The sequence below is a fragment of the Paenibacillus baekrokdamisoli genome, assembly GCF_003945345.1.
Taxonomy (GTDB): domain Bacteria; phylum Bacillota; class Bacilli; order Paenibacillales; family Paenibacillaceae; genus Paenibacillus_Z; species Paenibacillus_Z baekrokdamisoli.
Map to the genome: position 1 here is coordinate 6,362,870 of NZ_AP019308.1, position 19,476 is coordinate 6,382,345.

At 40.7% G+C, this 19,476-nt stretch carries 18 protein-coding genes and 2 pseudogenes; 16 read left to right on the top strand and 4 right to left on the bottom strand.

The window, feature by feature from the left end:
* The first annotated feature begins 90 nt into the window (after window positions 1-90).
* Window positions 91-633 (top strand): GNAT family N-acetyltransferase, encoded by a 543-nt coding sequence (locus EKN16_RS27895; protein WP_125664360.1) that lies wholly within the window; start codon window positions 91-93, stop codon window positions 631-633.
* 190 nt (window positions 634-823) lie between these two features.
* A complete protein-coding gene (locus EKN16_RS27900; RefSeq protein WP_125664362.1) occupies window positions 824-1,783 on the top strand; it encodes a hypothetical protein in 960 nt (319 codons plus the stop codon).
* 216 nt (window positions 1,784-1,999) lie between these two features.
* On the opposite strand, the gene EKN16_RS27905 is transcribed toward EKN16_RS27900, so the two are convergent.
* The gene (locus EKN16_RS27905) at window positions 2,000-3,202 is read right to left on the bottom strand and encodes an IS110 family RNA-guided transposase (protein WP_125659312.1); all 1,203 of its coding nucleotides are present in this window, start codon (window positions 3,200-3,202) and stop codon (window positions 2,000-2,002) included.
* A gap of 409 nt (window positions 3,203-3,611) precedes the next feature.
* Here EKN16_RS27905 and hisB point away from each other — a divergent pair, with 409 nt between their 5' ends.
* From hisB to EKN16_RS27920, 3 genes and pseudogenes are all read left to right on the top strand, one after another.
* A complete protein-coding gene (gene hisB / locus EKN16_RS27910) occupies window positions 3,612-4,196 on the top strand; it encodes an imidazoleglycerol-phosphate dehydratase HisB (RefSeq protein ID WP_125664364.1) in 585 nt (194 codons plus the stop codon).
* Window positions 4,197-4,512: 316 nt separating this feature from the next.
* A pseudogene (locus EKN16_RS27915) lies at window positions 4,513-4,778 on the top strand (CD3324 family protein).
* Between the two features lie 161 nt (window positions 4,779-4,939).
* Window positions 4,940-5,953, top strand: a complete 1,014-nt coding sequence (locus EKN16_RS27920) for a phosphotransferase enzyme family protein (protein ID WP_125664366.1) — start codon at window positions 4,940-4,942, stop codon at window positions 5,951-5,953.
* Between the two features lie 45 nt (window positions 5,954-5,998).
* Here EKN16_RS27920 and EKN16_RS27925 read toward each other — a convergent pair.
* Window positions 5,999-6,286, bottom strand: a pseudogene (locus tag EKN16_RS27925) (IS30 family transposase); the annotation flags it as partial.
* A 117-nt stretch (window positions 6,287-6,403) separates the two neighbouring features.
* Between EKN16_RS27925 and EKN16_RS27930 the strand changes: the two are divergent.
* The 5 genes from EKN16_RS27930 to EKN16_RS27950 all read left to right on the top strand — a co-directional run bounded on the left by EKN16_RS27930 (window position 6,404) and on the right by EKN16_RS27950 (window position 10,222).
* Window positions 6,404-6,601 carry a hypothetical protein gene (locus EKN16_RS27930; RefSeq protein ID WP_232016054.1) on the top strand — a complete coding sequence of 66 codons (198 nt, stop codon included), beginning with the start codon at window positions 6,404-6,406 and terminating at the stop codon, window positions 6,599-6,601.
* Window positions 6,602-6,880: 279 nt separating this feature from the next.
* Window positions 6,881-7,876: a sigma-70 family RNA polymerase sigma factor gene (locus tag EKN16_RS27935; RefSeq protein ID WP_164523024.1), complete on the top strand. Its 996-nt coding sequence runs from the start codon at window positions 6,881-6,883 to the stop codon at window positions 7,874-7,876.
* 336 nt (window positions 7,877-8,212) lie between these two features.
* Entirely contained in the window at window positions 8,213-9,205 is a 993-nt protein-coding gene (locus tag EKN16_RS27940; protein ID WP_125664372.1) for a phosphotransferase enzyme family protein, read from the top strand.
* Between the two features lie 174 nt (window positions 9,206-9,379).
* Window positions 9,380-9,679, top strand: a complete 300-nt coding sequence (locus EKN16_RS27945; protein WP_125664374.1) for a hypothetical protein — start codon at window positions 9,380-9,382, stop codon at window positions 9,677-9,679.
* 117 nt (window positions 9,680-9,796) lie between these two features.
* A complete protein-coding gene (locus tag EKN16_RS27950; RefSeq protein WP_125664376.1) occupies window positions 9,797-10,222 on the top strand; it encodes a hypothetical protein in 426 nt (141 codons plus the stop codon).
* 191 nt (window positions 10,223-10,413) lie between these two features.
* On the opposite strand, the gene EKN16_RS27955 is transcribed toward EKN16_RS27950, so the two are convergent.
* Window positions 10,414-11,616, bottom strand: a complete 1,203-nt coding sequence (locus EKN16_RS27955; RefSeq protein WP_125664378.1) for an IS110 family RNA-guided transposase — start codon at window positions 11,614-11,616, stop codon at window positions 10,414-10,416.
* Window positions 11,617-12,158: 542 nt separating this feature from the next.
* A complete protein-coding gene (locus EKN16_RS27960; RefSeq protein ID WP_125664380.1) occupies window positions 12,159-13,010 on the bottom strand; it encodes a MurR/RpiR family transcriptional regulator in 852 nt (283 codons plus the stop codon).
* A gap of 376 nt (window positions 13,011-13,386) precedes the next feature.
* On the opposite strand from EKN16_RS27960, the gene EKN16_RS27965 reads away from it, so the two are divergent.
* From EKN16_RS27965 to EKN16_RS27990, 6 genes are all read left to right on the top strand, one after another.
* Entirely contained in the window at window positions 13,387-14,187 is an 801-nt protein-coding gene (locus EKN16_RS27965) for an HAD-IIA family hydrolase (protein ID WP_125664382.1), read from the top strand.
* Between the two features lie 186 nt (window positions 14,188-14,373).
* Window positions 14,374-15,219, top strand: coding sequence for a metallophosphoesterase family protein (locus tag EKN16_RS27970; RefSeq protein WP_125664384.1), 846 nt, complete (start codon window positions 14,374-14,376; stop codon window positions 15,217-15,219).
* A gap of 17 nt (window positions 15,220-15,236) precedes the next feature.
* Window positions 15,237-16,184: a CehA/McbA family metallohydrolase gene (locus tag EKN16_RS27975; protein WP_164523025.1), complete on the top strand. Its 948-nt coding sequence runs from the start codon at window positions 15,237-15,239 to the stop codon at window positions 16,182-16,184.
* A 94-nt stretch (window positions 16,185-16,278) separates the two neighbouring features.
* The gene (locus tag EKN16_RS27980) at window positions 16,279-17,628 is read left to right on the top strand and encodes an ABC transporter substrate-binding protein (protein ID WP_164523026.1); all 1,350 of its coding nucleotides are present in this window, start codon (window positions 16,279-16,281) and stop codon (window positions 17,626-17,628) included.
* Window positions 17,629-17,724: 96 nt separating this feature from the next.
* Window positions 17,725-18,609: a carbohydrate ABC transporter permease gene (locus EKN16_RS27985; protein WP_125664390.1), complete on the top strand. Its 885-nt coding sequence runs from the start codon at window positions 17,725-17,727 to the stop codon at window positions 18,607-18,609.
* A complete protein-coding gene (locus EKN16_RS27990; protein WP_125664392.1) occupies window positions 18,609-19,445 on the top strand; it encodes a carbohydrate ABC transporter permease in 837 nt (278 codons plus the stop codon). The genes EKN16_RS27985 and EKN16_RS27990 overlap by 1 nt, the downstream gene beginning before the upstream one ends.
* Window positions 19,446-19,476 lie beyond the last annotated feature (31 nt).

Sequence of the window (19,476 nt, forward strand, 5' to 3'; positions counted from 1 at the left end):
ATGCAATATATCCAGAGTTTAGTAGGGATTGTGGAAGTAATTGAATTGTAGGGCTTCATTCGAATGTCGAGTTATAACGGAGGTTAAAACATGGAACCTATATTCGAAACAAATCGCGTAATACTTCGACTTTTCGAGCCAGCTGATGCTAAAATGGTTCAAAAATTAGCTGGGCACGAAGAAGTTGCACGTACAACTCTCTCCATTCCTCACCCATATCCAGATGGGGCGGCTGAAGCATGGATTGAACGTACCCGGCAAGCGGCTGAAAACGGTGAGATTTATTCTTTCGCTATGGTCAAAAAGGAAGGAAAATCGCTAATTGGATGTGTAAGTTTGCGTGTTTCCAAAAACGATAATCAAGCAGAATTAGCTTACTGGGTAGGTCGTCCATTTTGGGGGCAAGGCTTTGCCACAGAAGCCGCCCAAACGATAGTTCAATTCGGCTTTGATGAGTTGCAGTTAAATCGTATTTTCGCTGCTGCGATGACGAAAAACCCAGCATCTTACAAGGTAATGAGTAAAATTGGGATGAAGTATGAAGACACTTTCCCTAAACATGTATTAAAGTCGGGAATCTATGAAGACATAGTATTTTATGAATTGGTCAAAACAGAAAATTTGTTAAGCTAACGAAGAACGATAGTGGAGGATCTTACTGTGAGGCAGATCCTCTATTCTATTGAAGTAACGGGCAGGATAGTTACAAAGATAACGAGTGATTAAATGATGCCATATCGAACCAAATAATTGCTGACTATTCCATTTTTACGTAGTATGGATGTAAGTAAGGCATATATCAAATAGAAAGGAATTCTAAATAATGTATCAGTTTTGTTTAAGTAAGAATCGGAATAGTATCCTTGGAAGTTCAAAGATTCTCTCTCCAGAAATCCAATTTGGAGAAGAGACAGCCCAATTTAGGGGTTCATTATTGACTTTGTTTGGGCAACCCGCTTATAAAACTTCAAATTCAGAAAATGCGTTTCAGTATTTCATTACAGCAACGGACGATGCTGGACAATCCTATGAGTTTACTGTTTATGAAGGCCCCAGTGGTCTTGCTATTGGGGGGCACCGGATAGATTCCCATACTATACTGGCAGCACAATCATTCGTTCAATATGTAAAGGAAGCCTCACCTGCTGATTTTGAAGAAACAATGATGTACGAAGATACGGGATGTACAATAGTCTACGGTTGTAAGGACGGGGTTTGTTACTATAGAGAAATTCCAAAGTTTACGACCATAGAACATAATAATAAGGAACTACCGGATTTAACTCAGAACCAGTTGGATGAGGTACTTACAATTGATTTTTCGAATATTAAAGATGAGGATGATTTATGGTTCTGGAAAAATGATATGCTCGACTTTTCCAATGTCCATTTCCCAACGATTCGGGACTTAATGCGAAAGGACTTGATTGTAACCCTGGGTAAAACGATCGGTTTGGAAGAAGTGAAAGTGATTGGGGTAGAGGAAGGATTTTGTCCAGAATTCAGTGCTGAAACTCCCGAAATGGCATTAATTGCTTTAACGGAAGTCTGGGCTTGGAAAACGACTGCGGGTAAGCCGACTAAAAAGAGACACCTTAATTGCTCCTCATTTGCTTGGACGCTTGCGCGGGCTGTTTATGGATTTTATGGAGGGAATTTAGATAAAACTCATGCACAGGCAAATGCTTTCTACGAAGTGTATGAAGATAAAATTTCTTCTCAGGAAGACACACTCCGATTCTTCTATGCATTACTCGATCTCTTCAAATTTAAGCGACTATAATAGTAAAGGTTATTGAACTAACGGGACATAACGCACCATGGAGCAGTTTGCTGACGGCAGCTGCTCCTTTTTTCATTACGTTATTCCAGCTAATAGCTTGTCAATATTTATTTATTAATGAACAAAACGAAGGATGCTATACTGGAAAAAGGATATGACAAATAACCGTCCCACAGATATTGGGAAGGTTTTCCTCCATATCTAAGCGCTGCATATTCAGTCTAGGATAAATGCTTCTTTCTTGGTCAAAATCGCAAAAATCCAGTGGAGTAGTTTATTTGCACACGCGATCACAGCTACTTTAAACAGTTTTCCCTCTGCACGCTTTTTATCGTAATAAGCTCTTATTCTTTTGTTACGTGAGCCTTTCAGACCACACCTTACAGCTTGATATAAGGCTGTCCGAAGCCTCCTAGAACCGCGTTTGGTGATTTTATTTCGTGTTGCTGTAAACTTGCCGGAAGCAAACACACTTGGATCAATACCGGCAAACGCAACCAGTTTCTTGGCGTGATCGAACCGATCAATTTCCCCGATTTCAGCTAAAATTGTTGCAGCAATTTTGGTGCCAATGCCGGGTATCGATTGGACTAAATCATACTCTTGTAATTCTTCAGCCAGAGCCTCTATGGATTGATCAAGTTTCGCTAGATGCTCTTGGTATTGAAGAAGTAAGTTAATGAGCAATTCTAAGGCAATTAAATGACTCGGAAAAGCAGTCTCCCTAAAGGGATTTCGCTCTGCTGCAGCTATTAGCTTCTGTGCCCGTTCCAGCGACCACCGGTTAGAGTTGACATGTCCCACAAGGTGCTGTATCCGAACCGTTACGTCGTTCTCAGACATGGCCAGCACCGATTGAGACGTTGGGTATAGAGCCAGGAAACGGAGTGACACCTTCGAATAAAGGTCGCCAAACACGCCATGATATTCCGGAAAGACCTGATCTAACACCGCCTGAAACTGCAGCTTTGCTTGGACATACATACCCGTCAGAGACTCATATTGCCGAGTCAGGTAACGGAGATTCATCAGATACTGACCCCGCTTTTTGTAAGGCTCCAGCTCTTCTTTGTAGAACATTTCCCCCAGTTGATACGCATCAGCAACATCCGTTTTCACCTTGCGTAATTGGCTCTTTTTTGCTTGGTGTGAAAGGAACGGATTGATAATAATGTACAGATACGGATGCTCATCCAGGAACTGAATGACTGGGCTGTGATAATGGCCCGTTGCTTCTAATACAACGGCCGGACGCTGCCTAGTAAAGGACTCCAAGTCTTGAAGATAACGGAGGAAGGACGCTAATCCGTCAAGATCGTGCTTAAACCGGAAGGTCTTTCCGTAGGGCGTTCCCCGATCTGAAAAAGCTTGTGCATGACTTTCTCCTTTAGATACATCCAATCCAATGACAGGGTTCATTCAACCACTCCTGATCTGATATTCGCCGGCAACCCCTAGCCTTCTTGTCGTCCACAGTATCGCTTGTTATTCGGGATCTCTGTCCCAACCAGCCTAATCATGGTTTAACAAGTAGGGGGGGATGAACGGAATAGCTCTCGGGATCCAAGTCCCACGGGCAGAAACGTTCGATCCCCGGCTACCGCTAGCTTACTACCTCATAAAAATAAGGTCACCAGATCTATCTGGTCGACCTTATAATACGAACGAGCAGTTTAGCGTGGCTGACCTACTTACATAACTTTACATTATCACTTTATTACGATAACATATTAGAGAAGTAAAGTGATAAAGGATGTGGTCTTAATCGAATTCATTCGGCTAGAAATACCAAAAGGCAATACCTCAGATAAGAAGGGAGTTTGTTATTGTGCGAGAGGCATTAATTAACAGAAAAACAAAAGAAACAGAAATAAAACTGGAGCTTAATCTCGATGAATACAGTGAAGGCAATATCAACACGGGAATTGGATTCTTTAACCATATGCTCACGCTTTTTGCTTTTAGGGCAGGAATAAAACTAAATGTGGATTGCAAAGGTGATTTAGAGATAGATGGGCATCACACGGTTGAGGACATTGGAATATGCTTGGGGCAAGCAATCAAAAAGGCTATAGGGGATAAAAAAGGCATAAACCGTTATGGTAGTTCACGTATACCTATGGATGAGAGCTTAGCATTAGTGGATTTGAGTATATCTAATCGCTCTTTTTTAGTGTTTAACGTGGAAATGCCGTCAACACGAGCAGGCGAGTTTGAAACCGAATTAACCAAAGAGTTTTTTCTCGCTGTAGCGCATAATAGCGGGATAACCATGCACATCAATTTGGAATACGGCAGAAATACACACCATATAAATGAGGCAATTTTCGTGGCATTCGGCGATGCGTTGAAGAAAGCAATTAGGATAACAGGCGATGTTGTTCCGTCTACGAAGGGTACGTTATCATTATGAAAAAAATATGTATAGACGCTTACGTTTAAAAAATTATGGGGGAGGAATTTGTTTCATTGGACATCTGACGATTACGCTAACGGGTAACGAGAGCTCAATAAACTGCTCTTGTGCTCGAAACGATATTTTAGGAAGGATGGTCACTATGGCAAGGTTTATGATAAGCTCTGTGCAAAGTCTACACTATAAACGACGGCGGTTGTTTGTATGGAGCTAGCAATAAATTACCGCCTTAATTCCTTGCATGGTGATAATTGTTTATAGTATAGACTTTGCTACCTTAAAACTCTCAACTATTTTAAGGAGTAGAGCTATCATGAAATATGTAAACGCTGATATTATCTTTCCAGAAGAATTGCTAAATGAAATACAGAAGTATATACATGGTGGAATGGTGTATGTCCCTAAGCCTCAAGGATTACGTAAGAAATGGGGCGGAAATTCAGGAAGCAGACAATATTTGAACCTTAGAAACAATGAGATCCGTCAAAATTTTCCTTTGGTTTCACTATTGATCAACTTTCAGATCATTTCTGTCTTTCCCGCGATAGTATTAAAAAAATCGTTTATTCAAAAAAATAGGTTATTCAAAGTCATGTTGGATTAAATTCTGATGTGACTTTTTTTTGTGTAATATATAATTTCTACTTGTTTATTATATATTTTCAAGATGTTGCTACTAGTATAATTACATGTATAACAACAAAAAGGTGATGTTAATAACAGTTGAGGGGGGACAACATATGTATGAATTTTTTCAATATGATACGGATGAGAATAGGCGGTCTTTGCTAGTTCGAGCGAGGAAAGTTGCTCTATCGGCACTACAACAGTATGACTTGGAATGGGATCGCATTCAATTTATCCAACTATCCGAAACGATTACGTATAAAATTGAGACAAGTACAGCGAAAAGTTATTTGCTTCGTATTCATTCGGATCGATTGAGCAAAGAGGAGATCCGTTCAGAACTTACTTTTCTCCAGGCATTGAACAAATCGGTTGATCTAACTGTACCAGAAGGGTTGGTAAGTTGTGATGGCTCCTATGTATTGGAGATCGCTACCGAAGAGGGATATCGGCGCCCCTATGTCACGATGATGCGATGGATAGAGGGAGAGCATGCAAGTGGGGAATTTACGGATAGCTGTGCCTATAATATGGGAGTATTAATGGGTAGACTTCATGAAGTAGCTGCGAGTTTCGTCCCACCTCCTGATTTTGTTAGACCCACATGGGGAGCAGACAGTTTCAGACGTGAAATGATTAAGTTGGAACAGCATTATACATGTTTTTTATCGGGTGAGGCATGGAAGTCTTATCAAGCCGCGGCTGAGAAGATCGTATCCGAACTTGCAGTTATGCATCGGAACGACAATAACTACGGACTTATTCATGGGGATTTACATACCGGCAATATTGTTTTCAACAATGATCACCCCTATCCAATAGATTTCGGAAGGTGTGGTTACGGTTATTATCTCTACGATATGGCAGGCACAATATTAGAGCTTTGGCCGAAGCATCGATGGTTGTTTATCCAAGGCTACGAGAGTGTAAGAAAGCTGGAAACGGACTATGTTCGGCATCTGGAATGTTTCTTCGTCATGTTCATGATCGAGAATTACTGCCATCATGCCTCCGATCCAAGAGAAACATCCAGTTTAATCGACGAACAACAGTACGCCCAAGCCTACATAAGAGAATATTTAAATGATACTCCATTTCTATTCGATGTGATCGAACGGATAATGTGAAAAGGGGCAATCTAATGGATAATCATATTAATATAAGACGGATTGTCAAGCTAAGTGCGACAGTTCGTCCATGAATGATTCGTGTGCAGATTTCCAGCTTAGACATTTACGAGGGCGATGGTTGATGAGGCGAATGGCTTCAGCCAGTTCCTCGTCAGAGACCTCTGCAAAGTCATGACCTTTAGGGATAAACTCACGCAGGAGGCCATTTCCATTCTCGTTGGAACCTCGTTGCCAAGAGGAATAGGGATCCGCAAAATAAACCTTGATGTTGTGTACGTCTTCTAAGGCATTGTAACAAGCGAACTCTTTTCCCCGATCAGTTGTTGCCGTCACCCTTTTATGCGTCCGTTGGGAAGAGATACAGAGAAAATAACTGTAGTAAAGCCTTATGACTCAACAGGTCCTTTCGGAGAAATACCAACTTATAAATGGCGTATACAGGATATAATGAATGCTGTTATTTCATCAGGTTTAAACATTAAGCATATTGAAGAAATGTATGCAGAGGATGGTACATTTTGGGTTGATGAATCAAGCGATGAAAGAGATACTAGGTCAAATGAAGAACTTGATAAATTGTGCAAATGGGAAATAAATCCTTTGGCTGCTATTCCTCAATGGTTATCGATATACGCAATTAAATGAACAAATGACCATGGCATATAAAATTTCTATTGAGATTTATTGATAACCCGAACCTCCGGATCCCCTGATTTCCAATCACTATACATAAAAGCAGCGGCAGTCGAGGACTTTATTTTTCATGTCCAAGTCTACCGCTGCTTATTTTTACGGTACACTTATTTTGTGATGAAGTGAAAAAAAGATCCGTCATAGGTATTACGAAAATTATTTTAATATTAATGGGAAGATTGAATGTTTTTATGGTTGTTTTCCGTCAGCTTTTATAGAGGGGGTGAATTGTTGAGAAATCATACAGAAATTGAGCTTGTAAGAAAATCCTCATATGGGGATCAGGAAGCCTTTACGAAACTAGTTCGAAAATATTCAAATGTGGTTTACGGAGTCGCCTTTAGTGTTCTAAATGATTTTCATTCATCACAAGATATCGCTCAAGAAGCTTTTGTAAAAGCATGGTATAACATGGAACAATTACGTGATATTGAGAAGTTTGGGAGTTGGGTAATCAGCATCACAAGAAATCTCTGTACCGACCGTTATAGAAAACGGCAACTTGCGGAGAGACCACTTAGTGAGGCCATGGATCTCCCTGATGATTTGTCATTAGAAGAGCGAATAAATCGTAAATCAGATAAACAAGCGGTATGGAAAGCGCTAAGTGTTTTAGATGAAAAATATCGTACCACTACGTTAATGTATTACATTGGCGGGTTCAACACCAGAGAAATAAGCCAATTATTGGATGTTCCACTAGGTACAACGGAAAGTCGTTTAAGAAGATCAAAAGCGATTTTAAAGAAGGAGTTGATCGAATTGGTTGAACATACTGCTCAAGACTTAAAACTTGGCGAGGACTTTGTCGGAAAGGTAAAGGCTCGAATTAAAAACGCTTTACAGGTGAGATTAGTTTCGGATCTAGCTAACGCTAAAAAATACTATCAAGACGTCTTGGGCTTTATTGTTGATGGGTGGGGCCACGTTGAACGTGAAGGAGTAGGCTTTTTACTGCAACAAGCTGAGAAACCCGAAGACGTCCGACCAAATGCTAAACCATCAAAAGAGAATTACCCCAACGATTGGCCTGGTCCACCTACAAGTTGGGATACTTACGCTTATTCAGATTTTGATGGAGTTCAGTCATTATATGAAGAATTTGTAGCTAAAGGAGCTGTTATTGCGTATGCTCCACAGATTGAAGATATGGGAAGTAACAAGTGGAAGGAGTTTGCAGTTAAAGATTTAGATGGTTATGTAATTGTGTTTGGTGGTAGTAATTAAGTATTTCATAGAACTACGAAAATGAAGAGGTTACTCAACTAAACCGAGGGACGGAACACTATAGTTCAATACCGAAAGGGCTGCCGAAGGGCAGCCTTTCGCTCACCTAACGGGCAGGTTAGTGTGGGATTTATTTACAAAAGAGACCTGTTAGTGTATTTTCTTTTTATAGTCTATATGGAAAGAGGCTGAAAAAATGAAACCTATAGGGAAAAATCTCCGAATTACGAAGTGTTAATAAGGGTATTAAACTAAGAATATTTTGGGCTACTTTCGTCTTGTCAATTCAATTAGAAGTGAGATAATACTTTGAAATAAAATATATTGAGGTGTAATATGAATCCATCAATTGAAGCCTTATTTACGGATAAGATTCTAGCTGAAGCAGCAAAAAGGTATGGGTTTATGACTGATGAGCTGAGTCTATTGGGGAATAACCAAAATTTCACCTATGGAAGTAATAATGAAGCACGGAATTTCGTCATTCGGATTATACATGAATCTCACAGATCTCTAGAGCTTATACAAGGTGAACTAGAATGGATACAATATCTTTCGAATAATGATGTTCCTGTATCATGTCCAGTGAAATCAAGTAACGGTAAGCTAATTGAAAAGATGAACGGTTTTTTTGTCGTTGCATTCCAAAAAGCTCTTGGTGCCCCTTGGAGTGATGAAATATCTCAAATAGAAGAGTTCGAAAAATTGGGAGCAATTGCTGGAAGAATGCATGCACTCACTAAAAAATACATTCCTAGTACAGGAGAGATTAAACGATACGATTGGCAAAAAAATAATTATCTTCGAGAATTCACAAATAATATCCCCTCTTCCCAAGATCTTGTAATTGCTCATTTTGAATCTTTGATGCAGAGGGTCCACAAATTATCACGTGATAGTGATAATTATGGACTTATTCATGGTGATTTTTGTTTTGGTAATTATACAGTTCAACCAAATGGACTCATCACTGTATTTGACTTCGATGAATGTCAATACGGATGGTTCGTGCAAGATATTTCAGTTAACTTATTTTATGGAATTGCAGTACCTAGACCTGATGAAGATGTTCTAACTTTTGTCAAAAGGTACCTGACATCGTTCTTAAAAGGTTACGTAAAGGAACACGCGATTGATATAAAATTGTTAAGAGACTTACCACTATTTCTGGATATGAGACAAGCAATACTTTATTCAGCTCTTTATCGAAACGGAAATATTGATACACTCGATGATTGGTCTCAGGAGTTCTTGAAGCGTGCACGATATAATATGGAAAACAATTTTTCGTTGATTGAAATGGATGATATTTTGAATCTCATAACTTAACAGTTACGCTCCCCGGACACTATAGCTTGATACTGAACACAACAAGGCAGCCGAAATAAACCGGCTGCTTTTCCACGCTAACGGGCAGTTTAGCGCAGCTTTCCAAGTTATTGAAACGTAAAGGGTTAAGGTGGCTAAAAGGGTTAAGGTGGCTGAGCATAAGGAGGAGATACGTTGAGGGTTATACTTGAATTGCTTCGTATTATTATTATAGTCGTACTTCTTTGGGGATTTTCGGGATATTTAATTAGAAAAATATACTCAGAAATCGACATAAACATTGATAAACATGGTTGGATTGCAATGCTTGGTATTTACATTCTGATTTTCGTTTTATATAGAAATAAAATGCAATTCAGTGGATGGTACAAAGGACAGGGAAGAGAAAAACTTCCAAGAGGAGCAACCCAACTACTACTTTCAGGCTCTATTTTGTTAATATTACTCCCAGCATTTCTTAGCTTATTGAACTAACGGAACACGATAGCTCAACGAACAAGAATAAAGGCTGCCGATCGCCATCGATCAGCAGCCTTCACTTGACTAACGGGTACACAAAAGGCTGATTAGCTCAAATAGGTGGTGATAATTTTGCACATAGTAAGATACTTAATTTTATGGATTTCTTTTATCATTTTGTTCAGCGTTGCTGCATTGGGCTTGGAACTAATAGAAGGATATAAAATCACCACAAGCGAATATTATGGTCTTCGTAATATAGGTTTTATTTTTATCACGATGATGTTTCTTATTGCATCTGTCTTCTATCCTGTTATTTTAATACCGTTATCTATCGTTATTAGCAAAATCGTGACCGTTGCGCTTGGTCGGGTGCTACTGTATTCCATGCTGGGTGGAATAGGAGGAATCTTCATATTCCATAAGTTTTACAGTGACCACTTTATTCAGGAATACGATCTGAATATTAGCAGCTCCATTTTAATCTTCGGAACTGTTGGTTTCATGTATGCCCTGATCGATAATTATCTTCAACGTCGGCAGTCTCCATTACGCTAACGGAACACGATAGTTCAATATCATGAGGGCCGCCTTCGGGCGGCTCTACGTTACGCTATTCCAGCTAATAGCTTGTCAATATTTATTTATTAATGAACAAAACGAAGGATGCTATACTGGAAAAAGGATATGACAAATAACCGTCCCACAGATATTGGGAAGGTTTTCCTCCATATCTAAGCGCTGCATATTCAGTCTAGGATGAATGCTTCTTTCTTGGTCAAAATCGCAAAAATCCAGTGGAGCAGTTTATTTGCACACGCGATCACAGCTACTTTAAACAGTTTTCCCTCTGCACGCTTTTTATCGTAATAAGCTCTTATTCTTTTGTTACGTGAGCCTTTCAGACCACACCTTACAGCTTGATATAAGGCTGTCCGAAGCCTCCTAGAACCACGTTTGGTGATTTTATTTCGTGTTGCTGTAAACTTGCCGGAAGCAAACACACTTGGATCAATACCGGCAAACGCAACCAGTTTCTTGGCGTGATCGAACCAATCAATTTCCCCGATTTCAGCTAAAATTGTTGCTGCAATTTTGGTGCCGATGCCGGGTATCGATTGGACTAAATCATACTCTTGTAATTCTTCAGCCAGAGCCTCTATGGATTGATCAAGTTTCGCTAGATGCTCTTGGTATTGAAGAAGTAGGTTAATGAGCAATTCTAAGGCAATTAAATGACTCGGAAAAGCAGTCTCCCTAAAGGGATTTCGCTCTGCTGCAGCTATTAGCTTCTGTGCCCGTTCCAGCGACCACCGGTTAGAGTTGACATGTCCCACAAGGTGCTGTATCCGAAGCGTTACGTCGTTCTCAGACATGGCCAGCACCGATTGAGACGTTGGGTATAGAGCCAGGAAACGGAGTGACACCTTCGAATAAAGGTCGCCAAACACGCCATGATATTCCGGAAAGACCTGATCTAACACCGCCTGAAACTGCAGCTTTGCTTGGACATACATACCCGTCAGAGACTCATATTGCCGAGTCAGGTAACGGAGATTCATCAGATACTGACCCCGCTTTTTGTAAGGCTCCAGCTCTTCTTTGTAGAACATTTCCCCCAGTTGGTACGCATCAGCAACATCCGTTTTCACCTTGCGTATTTGGCTCTTTTTTGTTTGGTGTGAAAGGAACGGATTGATAATAATGTACAGATACGGATGCTCATCCAGGAACTGAATGACTGGGCTGTGATAATGACCCGTTGCTTCTAACACAACGGCTGGACGCTGCCTAGTAAAGGACTCCAAGTCTTGAACGTAACGGAGGAAGGACGCTAATCCGTCAAGATCGTGCTTAAACCGGAAGGTCTTTCCGTAGGGCGTTCCCCGATCTGAAAAAGCTTGTGCATGACTTTCTCCTTTAGATACATCCAATCCAATGACAGGGTTCATTCAACCACTCCTGATCTGATATTCGGTGGCAACCCCTAGCCTTCTTGTCGTCCACAGTATCGCTTGTTATCCGGGATCTCTGTCCCAACCAGCCTAATCATGGTTTAACAAGTAGGGGGGGATGAACGGAATAGCTCTCAGGATCCAAGTCCCACGGGCAGAAACGTTCGATCCCCGGCTACCGTAATCTTATGACCACACAAAAATAAGGTCTACCAGAAAGATCTGGTGACCTTATAATACGATAGGGCAGGATAGTTACAGAAACATTACCGATTCAGTGCTTAGGACCACATGGAAGGAATATCCTTATTGTTAGGAAACTATAATAATTAGATTAATTTAGACTCGAAAGGTGGTGGTTCGGTGATATGCCATAAGTTAATAGTTATTGAACAAATGACGCGAACTAAGCATGCATGACCGCCAAAAAAAGAAGATATAGCTACCGCTACAACTTAATCCCTTCCAGCTTCATATAATTTGTTCGCAAAATAGGCAAGGTGGGTCTTAGCCGTTGATATGTAGCTTTCCAGATAAAACTAATAACGCAACTGATTTAGAATATAAGTCATACTGTCAAGTAGCGGCTCTGTCTGTTTGTACCTTCTGATGATAAGGCAAGTACATAAGCTGTCAATTAATCCCAGATGTGCAATTCTAGAGGACACAGCTTCTTTTAGAAAGTCTGCTTCAATAGATGAGATGACCAATCTGCTATCTACGAGATCCAGAAGGGGAGTTTTATAAAAACTTGTAATGCCAATAATTTTTGCGCCTTTTCCTTTTGCAATTTGTAATGTTTCAATTGTATCTTTTGTGCGGCCGGTATGTGAAATACCAAGTGCCACACATTCATCATCTAGCATGCTTGCAGATATGCGACTGATATGAGGATCGGTGACTGCATAAGCCGGAAGACCGATACGCATAAAGCGATAATAAGCGTCTTGGGCGAGTGTTGCGGATGTTCCAATGCCGTAAATTTCTATTCGCTTAGCCTGTAATAAAAGTTGAACCGTTCGATGAAATTCCTCTTTATCCAATGTATTTATTGTATTCTGTAAGGTTTGAATGCTTGAACTGAATACCTTCAAAGCAATCGAGTAATCGTCATCATGAAGACTGATCTCTTCCGGTACGGGGTATGATGATTTGGAAATGTTCTTAGCTAAATTAATTTTTAGGTCAGTAAATCCGTTCAAACCAATTAATCGGCAGAATCGGACAATACTTGAATCTGCGACTGACAGAAGAATAGCCAGTTGAGCAATTGTCATATTAATGACATCAGCGGGGTGACTCAGAATGTATTCCGCTATTTTTTTTTCTCCTTGATGCATAGAGGGTAAAAAATTTTTAATAATGACTAGGTAATCCTTCGCAATGTCCATGAACGCTCTCCATACTTTTTATTAATCATCATCAATGATTTTATATTATCACATTCCAATCAATTCAAGTAAACCCCGTTCAAATTTACAATATTTAAAATCACCAATAACCCTCAGTTAACATTCAACAGTTATGATAAAAATGTTTAATCGACAAGGAATATTATTCTGCATTTATTGATTAAATAAAGAATGTAATTCCTCGATGAAGGCGGACAGTCAGGAGGTATGATCCATGAATCGAATCCTCATTTATTAAAATACGATACTTATCTTGAAAGATAGAATCAAAAAATAACTTAAAAGGAATAAAATTCACTATAAATAATTATTTAGGGAATTATACTCCATAGACCAAAATCGGGAGAATATAGGGATGACATGTAAGCTTGGGCATTATGAAACTTATATTTTTGACCTGGATGGATGCTTGTACACGGGAAATGAACCATACCCAGGGTCAATCGCACTTATCTCATACCTTGCAGACAAGAACAAAAAGATCATTTTTCTGAGCAATAATTCTACCGAGACATCGGAGGAGGTACTTGCCAAAATGTCGGGCATGGGATTTCCTGTTTTGGGAATGAAGGCTATGGTAGCTACCGATTTAACCGGAAAATATCTGCTAGAGAAGTACGGCAGGGTAACTGTATCGGTATGCGGATCGAAATCCTTGGAGACAAGCTTAAGGGGATTTGGACATCGAGTCGTCCGCCTGGACGATCACAGCACATCCGAATTCATAGTATTAGGCCGGGATGTCCACTTTAATTACGAGAAATTGAGGAGAAGCGTCAACCAAGTGCAGAGGGGCGCAAAACTGGTTCTTACCAATTCCGATGTGTACCACCCAGGTGCGTTCGGGGAGCGAGTGCCAGAGACGGGGGCACTGCTGGCGTCGGTGCTTTCCATGTTGGACCGGCCAAGCGTTATTTCGATTGGAAAACCCGAGCCATATCCGTTTCAAAAAGCGCTTGAGCTTTCCGGAACTAGCCGGGACGCGTGCCTAATGGTTGGCGACAATATTTACACCGACATTAAGGGGGGCAGGAATGCGGGAATCGATACGCTTTGGATTTCTTACCACAGAAGTCGTCCACGAGCAAGCCCAGTTCCCACTTATAAGGTTTCCACAATTGACGGTTTCTACAGAAAGTTGCGCAATCAGATCTGATACTAACAATATAATTCCCCTGGGAGTGATCATGCTAAGAATCCAATCCTTACTGTTAATTCTCATTGTTGTATCGAAATATTGGGAGGGTCTTAGGACCGTTTTTACGAAAAGATTGTGTACCTGAATTTGCGGCATTTTGACCTTTAAAGATGACAATATCAAAGCCAGCACAGGGGGATAGCCATGTTGAAGATCGTAGTGATGGGGGACCTGCATTATTCGCTATCATTCGCTGATCCTTCGTTGAAGGAGTATCAGGAAGATTTCCTCAAACGTTATCTCGATAATGTATTTCAGGTCCCGGCCGATATGCATGTTTCAGTCGGTGACTTAACGCACTCTGGCTCTCCTGCGGAATTCGGCCGGATCTACCAAATTGCGAATGAGAGACCTATTCACTTCTTCCAAGCGATAGGAAATCATGATGCTCTGACGATTCCAAAGGAGCTAATACCTTCGGTAATGCAGCGTCCCCTGTATTATCATGTGTCGACTGAGGAAGCCATTGTGGCGTTTATCGATACGGTGCGGGAACAGTGTCCTGATGATTCTTCGGGAGCGATCTCGGACGAACAACTCGACTGGCTGCAGGAATTGATATTGAGCAGCGAGAGCAAGCCGGTTATATTGTTTGCCCATCACCCGTTGTTTGGAACCACCACTTTTTCCGAGATGGCGCATCTTTCCATCCGGAATGACAGGCTAACAGACATTCTCGCGAGTAAGCAGGGAATCGGGTTGTATTGCAACGGTCACAATCATATTCACTCTACACACCACAGCAGCCCATGGGTGTATATTCAGACCGCCGCTTGCCTAATAAAACCATCTTACCGGATCATTACAGTACAAGACAGCGATGTATTTATCGAAACCCGTTTCTTGAACGACGACATGTTTACGCAATACGGACAAATGCTGGGCGAGGAACTACTTTATATCCCCGACCAAATCCAGCCGCCGGTCCGGCCCATCGACTTGGAACTTCGTTTATGGGGCATTAAATTTAGGGAAGACCAAACGGATTGAGAGAGGAAGAGAAAATATTGGAAATAAAACAGCATAAATTTATATCGTCCTACTTAGAGTCAGACATTAGCTTCAAATGGCTTCGCGGCAATCATCATGGACATTCGACGAGGTCGGATGGCACCGACGAACCTTTAACAATTGTGCGTGCTTATGAGGAAGCTGGATACGATTACTTTGCCCTTTCTGAACATGATTTTTTACTCAGACGAGAAGAACTACAGCCCTATACGAAGATGTGTGTAATCCCGGCCGTAGAGGTCGCGGCTAAAGACGAACAAACTCTTCAATATCTTGGAGCTGACAGAGTACTTCCTGCGCTTTCATTGACACCCAGGGAAATTATGGATAGAGTGCATCAGGCCGGAGGACTTTGCATTTTCAATCATCCCAACTTCAAGCCCTTTCAAGAATATGCTACAGATCAATTGCTCGATTCGATGGAAGGTATTAAAGGTATAGAAATCTATACTGGGGTTATCGAAAGACTGTTCGGACAGGCTTTAGCGACTGATCGCTGGGACCATCTGTTGAGTAAGGGATGGAGGATTTTTGGCCATGCAACGGATGACCAGCATGCACGGGAAGATCAATTTATTGCTTGGAACTGTGTGCAGTGGCCAGATTCGCAAGCCATTGATCCAGAAAGAATTGTCGATGCACTTTCAGAGGGACGCTTTTATGCATCAACGGGAGTATCCATTTCAAAAATTGAAGCAAAAGATAACAATCAGTGTATTTCAATAGAATCCGATGCTGATGAAGTTCATTGGATTAGTCGAAATGGGGTTGTATTGAAAAAAGTAAATGGAGGTTCTTCTTCTATGACCATGAAGGAATTGCGCGAGAATCCCAGATTACACAATAAAGATCTGAATGAAGCATTCTATGTACGTATCGAGTGCTTGGGACGTGGTAATAAGATGGCGTGGTCCCAGCCATTTTGGATTGTCCCCGAAGAGTGAGGATATTCTTTTACAGTATGGATTCTTATGCATAGAAGCAGCACCTTGTAATTGGAAATGCATTATAAAAAATTGCATTGAGAGGGGTATTTCGATGAATAAAAGAATGATTGGTTTACTAGCTATTAGCACGGCATTACTAGTTACAACCGCTTGCAGCAGCGGCGGCAGTGGAGGTTCAGGCAAGAAGATTGAAATCAGCTTTACTGACGTTGCTCCATCGCCTGAGAGAGAGAAATTCTTTAATGAAATCATTGCTGATTTCGAAAAAGAAAATACGAATATCAAAGTGAATTTGGAAACAGTGCCATGGGATCAAGCGTTTGCAAAGCTGACAACACAAGGTCAAAGCAAAACATTGCCCGATGTCGTCAACGTTTACCCAGCTTGGTTAACTACTTTTGTTCCAGCAGGCTTTCTGGAGCCGATTTCGACCCAATATGATGAATGGGATAAGAAAGATAATCTTACAGCCTTCGTAAAAAACGTTACAATCGAGCAACAGCAGCGTGAACCATTCAAAGATGTTTATCTCATCCCGGATGCTTTTATGGGCGGTGCATTGTTCATAAGAACAGACTGGATGAAAGAGGCTAATCTGGAATTGCCTAAAACATGGGATGAATTGTTTAATGTTGCCGAGAAATTGACAGATCCAGCCAAAAATCGTTATGGTTTTTCATACCGTGGAGCTCGTGCAGGGTTTGACCAAATCTTAGCTTACATTTTCTCTGTTACAAAAGGCGAAAGCTATGAAGCAGACGGCACATCGGTTCTTTTAAGACCCGAAGCATTGACTGCATTCAAGAGATACACCGATATCTATAAAAAAGGCTGGGCTCCAAAGGACTCCATAAACTGGGGATACCAAGAAATGGTGCAGGGCTTCACATCTGGCGTAACCGGAATACTAGCTCAAACTACTGAAGTAGTAGCTACGGCAAAAGCCTCCATGAAGGATGGTACTTGGACGGTTATTCCTAGTCCTACTGCAGTAGACGGCAACACATATGCCGGAGCAGGAGCTTCATGGGGCTACAGTATTTCCAAAAACTCTAAGAATAAAGAAGCAGCTTGGAAATTTATTGAATTTTTATCCAAACCGGAAAACAATAATAAATATAGTAAAGTAATGACCATGATCCCGATCATGCAAGATTCTCTTAAAGATCCTGAGCTAGGCCAAGGTCCAATGAAAGGCTTTATCGATATGTTGAATGATCCGAAACTGATACCTCCTGCTGATTATGGCAAATTCCCTGAGCTTGGTGAATTCAGAGAAAGCTTTATGGATGCAGAAGTACAAAAATATTTATTGGGTGCACAATCAGCTGAAGATACGTTGAAGCATTTGGGAGACTTCTTAACGAAGGCACAACAGAAATTTATGAAAGATCACCCTGACATCCCAGTTCCACATGCAGCAAATTATAAAGGCAAGTAAGGATACGATTCATATGATTCCTATTCTATCAGGGGTTGGTTCACTGACCTCTGATATGTTTTTTTGAAATTCAGAAGTGACTGGGGGTTTCTACATTTGAAATATCTTCGTAAGAATGAACCGTATATACTGCTCTTTCCTAGTTTTTTTCTATTATTTATTTTTCTGGCGTATCCCTTATTGAGTTCTATCTTGTACGCCTTCCAAAGCTATAAGCTGACCGCTCCTAATGATATCGGTTTTAACGGAATTGAGAACTTTAAAGCTGTTCTTACAGATAATAACTTTCCGTTAATCATGAAAAACACTCTAATCTGGGTAGTTTTAACCGTAGGAGCGCAATTTATTCTCGGTTTTATTCTCTCGTTATCTTTGAGTCGTCCGTTTCCTTTGCGTAATGTTTATCAGGCTGTCGTTTTCCTGCCATGGGCAGTTTCCTCCTTTGTCATTGGCTTGACATTCCGCTGGTTATTTAATACAGAGTACGGACCTGTCAATGATATTCTGTTGAAGCTTGGGATAATTCACGATAAAATTTATTTCCTGTCCGATCCTAAAATGGCGCTATACTCGGTTATTATTGCCATGGCCTGGACGGGAATTCCTTTCTTTGCAATCATGCTGCTTGCAGCGATGCAATCTATTCCGCATGAGATTTACGAAGCGGCGGAAATGGATGGAGCGGGTATAATTTCTAGGTTTTGGAATGTTACCTTTAGTTATATCAAGCAAACCATTCTGATTACATTGCTGCTAAGAACCATTTGGGTGTTTTCATCTGCCGAATTGATCTATATTATGACGACTGGCGGACCTGCAAATTCATCCAATACCTTAGCTTCCTATATGTTCATGAAAGCTTTTGCATCGCTAGACTACGGTCAAGCAGCGGCTATTGGTCTATTCTTTATGGTGTTATTACTCCTATTTACTTTTGTTTTCCTTCGTCTCACTAAATTTGAAAAAGCAGGTAACTTATAATGAACAAAAAACAACGTACGCCTATTGTTATTGTCCGTTTTGTTGTTTTGTTGGGTTATCTGCTGATGGTATTAGCGCCATTCTATTGGCTATTCATCACATCGTTAAAACCCAAATTGGATATCCTTACAACAAATATTCAGTATTGGCCTAAACATATCACATTTGACAATTACATCTACCTTTTTGAAACCTCTAATTTTGCCGTATTTTTTAAGAACAGTATTATTCTTTCATTAGCTACCGGATTCTTTGGTACTTGTCTGGCCGTTCTTGGTGGTTATGCGATGGCGAGATTCAAATTCAGAGGACATAAACTTGTCATTTACGGCTTGCTGTTAACACAATTGATTCCAGGTGTCCTCGTGTTAGTACCGACGATTATTATGTATTCCAAGCTTGGCTTAACCAACACAATGGGCGGACTCATCCTTTTTTACACAGTTGGGACTATTCCATTTAGCTTGATCTTAATGCGGAACTTTTTCGATCGAATTCCGATGGACCTTGAAGAAGCTGCATTGATCGACGGCTGCAACAAAATGCAGTCACTGTTCAAAATCATTCTGCCTCTAATGGTACCGGGTGTGATTGCAACCTTCATCTTTGCCTTTATTGGAGCGTGGAACGATCTGCTTGGAGCAGTTATGATTATAAGCAGCGACAGTTTAAAAACAATTCCAGTAGGATTGAACATGTTTATACACAACTATGATATTGACTGGGGTGTCATGACGGCTGGAGGCATAGCAGCAACCGTTCCATCGTTGATTATGTTTGCCGTTATGCAGCGATTTGTTGTTGAAGGACTGACGGATGGGGCTGTAAAAGGGTAGACACCCTATCGTTTTGTTGTAGATGGATTGA

Coding starts and splice junctions, on each gene's coding strand:
- EKN16_RS27970 (WP_125664384.1), top strand. CDS start 14,374: ATGTTGAAGATCGTAGTGATGGGGGACCTGCATTATTCGCTATCATTC.
- EKN16_RS27965 (WP_125664382.1), top strand. CDS start 13,387: ATGACATGTAAGCTTGGGCATTATGAAACTTATATTTTTGACCTGGAT.
- EKN16_RS27940 (WP_125664372.1), top strand. CDS start 8,213: ATGAATCCATCAATTGAAGCCTTATTTACGGATAAGATTCTAGCTGAA.
- EKN16_RS27960 (WP_125664380.1), bottom strand. CDS start 13,010: ATGGACATTGCGAAGGATTACCTAGTCATTATTAAAAATTTTTTACCC.
- EKN16_RS27980 (WP_164523026.1), top strand. CDS start 16,279: ATGAATAAAAGAATGATTGGTTTACTAGCTATTAGCACGGCATTACTA.
- EKN16_RS27895 (WP_125664360.1), top strand. CDS start 91: ATGGAACCTATATTCGAAACAAATCGCGTAATACTTCGACTTTTCGAG.
- EKN16_RS27920 (WP_125664366.1), top strand. CDS start 4,940: ATGTATGAATTTTTTCAATATGATACGGATGAGAATAGGCGGTCTTTG.
- EKN16_RS27905 (WP_125659312.1), bottom strand. CDS start 3,202: ATGAACCCTGTCATTGGATTGGATGTATCTAAAGGAGAAAGTCATGCA.
- EKN16_RS27930 (WP_232016054.1), top strand. CDS start 6,404: ATGAATGCTGTTATTTCATCAGGTTTAAACATTAAGCATATTGAAGAA.
- EKN16_RS27900 (WP_125664362.1), top strand. CDS start 824: ATGTATCAGTTTTGTTTAAGTAAGAATCGGAATAGTATCCTTGGAAGT.
- EKN16_RS27990 (WP_125664392.1), top strand. CDS start 18,609: ATGAACAAAAAACAACGTACGCCTATTGTTATTGTCCGTTTTGTTGTT.
- EKN16_RS27955 (WP_125664378.1), bottom strand. CDS start 11,616: ATGAACCCTGTCATTGGATTGGATGTATCTAAAGGAGAAAGTCATGCA.